This window comes from Cyanothece sp. BG0011, from assembly GCF_003013815.1.
In the GTDB taxonomy this organism is placed as follows: domain Bacteria; phylum Cyanobacteriota; class Cyanobacteriia; order Cyanobacteriales; family Microcystaceae; genus Crocosphaera.
Genome location: NZ_PRLH01000062.1, coordinates 21,407 through 27,715 on the forward strand (window position 1 = coordinate 21,407; position 6,309 = coordinate 27,715).

Sequence of the window (6,309 nt, forward strand, 5' to 3'; positions counted from 1 at the left end):
ATTTTCTTAAATTTTAAAAGATTTTGATTTAAGTTTTCATAAATTTATCAATTTATTGCTCAAATAGTTTATCTTAAATTAAGATAGTATACTTAAATTTAGTGAACCAGTTTAAATAATCAAATGTTAGGCAACTTTCAACAGAGTCAATTACGTATTGCAGTTCCTGGAGATCATGATCTGATTCGGGATAGTTTATTAAATAGTAATCACTTAAAAAAATGGTTAATCCCTCAGACGTTATCCTCTGATGTTCCTGATAAGTTAATCACTGGTTCAAAGTTTAGCAGTAAACTGGGATTAGTGACCATTGAGCATCATGTAGAGATTGCTGATGATAACTGTTTACGAATGATTTTAAAACAAGGAATTGATGGTTATCACGAATGGTTATGGGGTGACGGTTGGGTACAATCTCGTTTAGAAGGAATTTCTTTATTACCTCTTAATTTAGGTCAAACCTTTAGTTTATTAAAGTTAAGATTGTTTTTGATGAGTCAGACAAAAGAGAAAGAACAAAACAATGAAAACTAAAAAACAAACTAAAATTATTCATGAAGGAGAATATATGGCAGAAATTGAAGTTAATATTACTTACAATGATAATTTTTGGTCTCCCTATCTTTCTTTAGAAGATGCAGAAAAATTAGATAACGTTCGTTTAGCTTTGCGTGAAAATGATATTAATACTGCTGCTAAGTTTGGCCGTATTTATCATCTTACGCCCTTGATTCCTAGGTAAAATTTCGGATAATTCCTATAAAGTACCCCCATAACCTTAATAAGATCATGGGGGATAGTATCAATACAACCGTTACCAAGTGATTGAAATAATTAAAGACTTCTTTCTTCAATTACCTTATCAATTAGGCCATATTCTTTGGCTTCTTCAGCAGACATAAAATAATCTCGGTCCGTATCTTTTTCAATCCTTTCGAGGGTTTGTCCGCATTGATTCGCTAACAGTTGATTCAACTGGGCGCGAATACGGAGGATTTCATTCGCTTCGATTTCAATATCGCTTGCTTGTCGTCTTCCGGTTCCCCCCATAGGTTGGTGAATCATAATTCTCGCGTGGGGTAAGGCCAGGCGCTTGCCGGGGGTTCCTGCCGCCAATAAAAAGGACCCCATCGACGCAGCTAAACCGACACAAATGGTAATCACTTCGGACTTAATATACTGCATGGTATCGTAAATGGCCATACCCGCAGTGACCGAACCCCCAGGGGAGTTAATGTAAAGATAAATGGGTTTACTGGGATCTTCAGAATCAAGATATAACAGTAAAGCAACAATACGGTTGGCGATACCATCGGTTACTTCTTGACCGAGGAAAATAATTCTTTCTTGGCCCAAACGAGTATAGATATCAATCCATCGTTCGTATTGACTACCAGGAAGACGATAAGGAACACTAGGAACACCAATAGGCATAAGCTTAACTCAAAGTAAAGGTAAACAGTAAATTAACCAACAGGACTTAAGGGTTTGGGAAGTTCTTTGGTACTTTCTAAAACACGATCAATTAACCCGTATTCTTTAGCTTTTTCGGGGGTTAAATAGAAAGTGCGATCAATATCTTTAGCGATTTTTTCGGGGGTTTGTCCAGTATTTTCGGACAAAATTCCTAACATAGTTTGCTTATTATGCAAAACCTCTTTCGCCCGAATTTGAATATCCGTGGCTTGACCTCTTGCTCCCGAACGGTTTTGATTGAGAACGATGGTAGCATGGGGAAGACTAGCACGACAGCCTTTTGTCCCTGCGGAGAGAATCATGGCAGCGGTTCCCATCGCTTGGCCGATACAAATGGTGTGGATGGGAGGTTTAACATAATTCATGGTATCGCAGATGGCAAAGGCTTCGGTTTCAAAACCAATCGCATCACCAGTGTACCAAGAGGTTCCGGTAGAGTTGATGTAGAAGAAAATCGGTTTATCAGGGTTATCAAACTGTAGATACAACAATTGAGCAATAATCAATTGAGTAACATCAATACCCACTTGTTGCTTGATTTCATCAGAGGAAAATAGAGGTAGCCCTAAATAGATGATACGCTCTTTGAGTAGTAAGGATTCTAAATCTGGTGGCGGAGTGCGAAAATTAGAATCTCCGTAATAACCAGCTTGAACAGCTTTAATCTCCATTGGTCGGTTGTTTTCTCTCAATAGGTGATGAACAATAATTGCTCTGACTTTGATTTTAACGAATTATTGTAGGCATTCTGCAAAAAAAAGCTGCTCAATGACCTAATTTTGTGATCACGAGCAGATATTTAGAGACGGAAAATCTTTATTTTTAGGAATTTAAGACGTAGAAGGGATTCAAGACGAGGGAATTGTTTATATAAAGTTAAGCATCATCAGTTATTCTGAAAGGGTAATGCGATTGGTCTCAGCCATTAAAGCGGTTTGACGCATCCGAGCTAACAAGGCGTTAAGAATTTCTTTACGAGTTTCTCTATCTAGCACATCCTCGCCATACTCAGACGGACAACTCACCATTAATTCTACTTCTGTATTATTCGGTAAATCCCAGGGAGTGTTAAGAATAAAGGTACCGTTGTGATAAGTGGCTTTTACTTTCTTCAACATAAGTCTAAACTTGGCTAGAGATGGATGATGAGTTTGGGCGCAGAAAATTATTCTGAGTTGGAATATCTCGGAAAAACTCCACAAAGAATGGGCGATTGCCTTAGCTCATGTGTTAATTCTCATTGATTTGATGAGATGGGGCAATAATAACCGTCACCTGGTCAATGTGATGTGTCTCACCTGCTTCATGAAACCTAGACAAACCTGGACAGGCTTGTTGTTCAATTCCTGCTTCAACCAAGGGAGACGGCTCCTTCTTGTCCACAGGCGTTCACCGATAAGCCATCGGCATTCTTGATCCAACCTTCGATATTTTTTGAGGCGTTGAGATCCCTGTCCATAACTTGGCCACAATTTTGACAATAATAAACTCTTTCAAATAAGGGCATATCTTGTATATTTCCGCAGACTGAACAAGTTTTTGAACTGGGGAACCACCTATCTACTATGGTTAACAAAAAGCCAAAACATTCTTGTTTATAACTCAACAATTCTCGAAAACGATACAATCCTAAATTAGATAAGGCATCGGATAATTTGTGGTTAGCCATCATCCCTTTTATGTTTAAATCTTCTATGAGAATATGTTGATAAGTTTTGGCCAATAATGTGGTGGTTTTTTGCAGAAAATCTTCTCGAATGTTGGTTATTCTTTTATGCTTTTTTCTTAGTTTCTGGTAATATTTAACCGCATTTTTAGATGCAGAGATTCCAGAACGACGGTTGCTGTGTACCTTATTTCTGTTTCTCCATAATGATAATTTTATAATTAAATCCATATTCATCTTTAAATTGTCTAAAAAACTTATGAATTTCATGGAGAAAGTAAACCCCACTTTCATCTCCTGTAATCTCATCAATCATAATGAAAATATGTTTAATTCGACTAGAGATAGCTTTCATATTCTCTTCTAAAAATGTATCTTTTCTAGAGTTATAAGCACTATTAAATATTTTTTTAAAGTGGGATAAAAATGTATTTCTACCTCCTTGTGTTTTTTTGAATGATTGCATAGCAACCGTAGCAATAATATTATTAGATAGTTCATCTTTAATCAGGGTATTAGATGCTTCACAAATACTCTGTAAAACTCCCTTACTATTGATCGGTTGATCTCTTAACGTATCTTCATTATGACGGTAGGTTTCCCCACTACTTGAGGGTTTATATTCTAGTTCATGAGATTGATCAATAAAATGTACATTATGATGTTCAAAATGCTTATCTTGATAGCTATTTGAACGATAATTAACGGTTAAATTACCATTATTAGACTTAATAAGAATAGAATTAGTGGTAATCGCAAAAATTCTATCATCATACAGTTGACCCGTATTTTTATCGGTAAACTTTTCAAAGATATCTAGATTAACTTGTGTTCTTGGACTAATATAAAAAAATAAAAATCCTTCATCTGTTATCCTCGGTTGTTTGAGAAATTCTGTAATAGCTGTCGTTTTGCCAATTCCAGGATTTCCTGTTAAAAATAAGTAGCTTTTATCAGATTCTAATTCCCTTTGAATCAGTTCTTTATGTGCATTTCTTAAGTCTAGTTTCGGATCTAAATTTAACTTGGTAGAGATTTCTGTAGGAATAGTATCAATAGGACTTAAAAAATTATCAATGGTTTCTGTATGAGTTAATGAGTGTATGGGTTTATTATTATTTTTCGTTTCCATTAGTTTATTAAAGAACCTTTTTCCATCAATAAAGCTTTGTGTTGCTTGACGTTTAATTACCATTAATATATCTTGACGCGCTTCTGGTAGTTCTTTATGAGTTTTGTTAGTATAAATATCGTAGCAAGTTTTGAGTATATTGATATGTTCTTCTTCATCTGTTAAAGTTAAGGAACTAATACCGCGATCGCTATATCCAATAATATTAAAATTAATATTTTCTTGATCATTCAATAAATTTTCTTTGTTCAGAAAATTATAAAAACTATAAGCATAACTTCCTGCTTGTATCATTTTCATACTTTCTTTGTCTTTGGTTACAAATGCTTTGTAATGATACTTTAAATGTTCAGATAAATTAATTTTAGGAGTTTTGCTATCCAGTCCTAAATTAGCAAAAACACTCTTTTTTCTTAAATAAGCAATTTCTTTTAATAAAATTCTTTTTAAAACTTCAACACTACGAAGATCGTCTAAATCTTGAATTTCTCGGATAGCAAAAATAGAATAATCAATACATAAAATAGTTTTATTTTTTTTATATTGAATCAATATTAAACTATCAGCTTTTAAAAATTCTCCCTTTTCCTTATATTGATTAATATGTGTTTCAACATTTTCAATATTTTCTAACTGTTGAAGAACATTTTTATATACTTCGCTATCTGCTTTATTTATATTGGTTCCTAAACTATTATTACCGTAAAAACAACATTGATAATAAAGAATCTCTAGTTTTTTATAATTTTCTTTTTTAATTGCTACTGCTTCAAAATATTCTTGTAAAAAATTCAGTCCTGACAAAAAAGCTTTTTGTAGAAAAAACAAAACCCAATCTTTAACAATTTTACGATTTGAATCACTGACAACTCTTTCATCTATTACTAACTTATCAATGATTCTACTAAACTTTAATTGTTGTAAATCTTCGGAATATAAATCACCATAGTTATGCTTAATATCATTTTGTTTGATGTAGGTAAGCATTCCAATATTAAACCCTACTTCAAACAAAAATCCTAAGTTTTCTCCGAGTTCAATTTCTTTACCTTTATTTGACATTATTCTTGTTCCTCCTTCTGACGTTTATCGTATAAATATCTCCTAACTTCTGTTAAAAAAGCAAGGGAATTAAACTCAATATTTTGATTATTCTTCTTACTATGTTTTAACATCGATAATGCACCAACAGAATTATCTCCTATTAAATTTTGATAAGGATCTAATTTTAAACTAATTGGTCTTTTTTTTGTTGCTGTTGCTTCATAACGGGAAAAATGAAACAAAGTGAGATAATTTAATATATCTTGTTTTAATTGGGTATCATTAATTAGTCCGTGAGAAATTGTTTTTTCGTGTTCAGTATCATTATAAATGTTTAATAAGGTTGTGTAGGATATAACCCCATTATATGATTTATCATCCCCTACGGTAATACCATTAAAAAGATTAAAGAATACCATTGATCTTTGACTTGCATCTGCTTGATCTTTAACTAATTGTGTTAATTCTGTTGTATCTTGAATATACAGAGAAGCAGCATTAATTTCTTGAAGTTTAACAACATAATACTTATCAAAGAAAATAGGATAAATATTGATGTCATTTTTACCTAATTTCAACGCTTTAATGACATCAGGAGACATAAAAAATAGTTCTCTATCTTCTCCTGTAATGTTTAAATAGTTGGAGTAGGGAGATTTAGCAATATATAAAAAATGATGGTATCCTTGATTGTATAGTTCAGTCACTTTGTTGATTAGAATATCAGGGTGTTTATAAATCTCTTCACTGTCATAATTACTCGAAAATGTCCCTTGATTATACAGTCGAATTGTCTTATCTTTTTGTTGACGATGTAAACAAATAACTTTCCCCATCAGATTCTTTTTTTGATAGGTATTAGTCCACTTGCGATCGCATTCTCGACTAGACACAGCAATAATAGCAAGTTTATCTAACTCAGGAGTATAATTATCAAACTTAAATATCTTAGGAAGGATAGAATATAAAGAACTGAGTGAATTACGCTTTT

Annotated in this window: 7 protein-coding genes and 1 pseudogene; 2 read left to right on the forward strand and 6 right to left on the reverse strand. The window is 33.0% G+C overall.

Features of this window, described 5'->3' with window-relative positions; all coding sequences use genetic code 11:
* Positions 1-123 precede the first annotated feature (123 nt).
* Both C4E06_RS09135 and C4E06_RS09140 read left to right on the forward strand, forming a co-directional pair.
* The gene (locus C4E06_RS09135) at positions 124-534 is read left to right on the forward strand and encodes a hypothetical protein (RefSeq protein WP_107667796.1); all 411 of its coding nucleotides are present in this window, start codon (positions 124-126) and stop codon (positions 532-534) included.
* A complete protein-coding gene (locus tag C4E06_RS09140) occupies positions 524-742 on the forward strand; it encodes a hypothetical protein (RefSeq protein WP_107667797.1) in 219 nt (72 codons plus the stop codon). Before C4E06_RS09135 ends, C4E06_RS09140 begins: the two co-directional genes overlap by 11 nt.
* A gap of 92 nt (positions 743-834) precedes the next feature.
* On the opposite strand, the gene C4E06_RS09145 is transcribed toward C4E06_RS09140, so the two are convergent.
* The 6 genes and pseudogenes from C4E06_RS09145 to C4E06_RS09170 all read right to left on the reverse strand — a co-directional run.
* Positions 835-1,434 carry an ATP-dependent Clp protease proteolytic subunit gene (locus C4E06_RS09145; protein WP_107667798.1) on the reverse strand — a complete coding sequence of 200 codons (600 nt, stop codon included), beginning with the start codon at positions 1,432-1,434 and terminating at the stop codon, positions 835-837.
* Between the two features lie 32 nt (positions 1,435-1,466).
* The gene (locus tag C4E06_RS09150) at positions 1,467-2,147 is read right to left on the reverse strand and encodes an ATP-dependent Clp protease proteolytic subunit (protein ID WP_107667799.1); all 681 of its coding nucleotides are present in this window, start codon (positions 2,145-2,147) and stop codon (positions 1,467-1,469) included.
* A gap of 219 nt (positions 2,148-2,366) precedes the next feature.
* On the reverse strand, positions 2,367-2,594 hold the full coding sequence (locus tag C4E06_RS09155; RefSeq protein WP_107667800.1) for a DUF104 domain-containing protein: 228 nt from the start codon (positions 2,592-2,594) through the stop codon (positions 2,367-2,369).
* A 233-nt stretch (positions 2,595-2,827) separates the two neighbouring features.
* A complete protein-coding gene (locus C4E06_RS09160; protein ID WP_107667801.1) occupies positions 2,828-3,373 on the reverse strand; it encodes an RNA-guided endonuclease TnpB family protein in 546 nt (181 codons plus the stop codon).
* Complete coding sequence (locus C4E06_RS27750) at positions 3,330-5,336, reverse strand: ATP-binding protein (RefSeq protein WP_198648454.1); 2,007 nt, start codon at positions 5,334-5,336, stop codon at positions 3,330-3,332. Before C4E06_RS27750 ends, C4E06_RS09160 begins: the two co-directional genes overlap by 44 nt.
* Positions 5,336-6,309, reverse strand: a pseudogene (locus tag C4E06_RS09170) (hypothetical protein); the annotation flags it as partial. The gene C4E06_RS27750 and the pseudogene C4E06_RS09170, both read right to left, overlap by 1 nt.